The sequence below is a fragment of the Leptospira ilyithenensis genome (assembly GCF_004771005.1).
Taxonomy (GTDB): domain Bacteria; phylum Spirochaetota; class Leptospiria; order Leptospirales; family Leptospiraceae; genus Leptospira_A; species Leptospira_A ilyithenensis.
Window position 1 is genome coordinate 1 of sequence record NZ_RQHV01000039.1, and the last position, 231, is coordinate 231.

Consider the following 231-nt stretch of genomic DNA (forward strand, 5'->3'; position numbering starts at 1 on the left):
TTAATTCGAGTTTGGCGGGAGCGTTTATCCGGGCTACGGGAGGGAGTGAAGATCAGATAGCGTTTGTTTCCGACATCATGAGCTTTATGCGCGGTAAGATGCAAGAAAAGCAAGTTAAGGCCCGTGCGAATACGATGTCTATGAGTAATCCGTTGCGATCGATAGAGAATATGTATGCAAAGAGTTTTAACGCCGTGAACAAACTGTCCGGAGGTATCATAGGAACCGGTG

1 protein-coding gene is annotated in these 231 nt (G+C 46.8%); it reads left to right on the plus strand.

Annotated features, from left to right (window positions below; translation table 11 throughout):
- Nucleotides 1-231: hypothetical protein (locus tag EHS11_RS19995; RefSeq protein WP_210413645.1), on the plus strand; the 231-nt coding region annotated here is incomplete at both ends.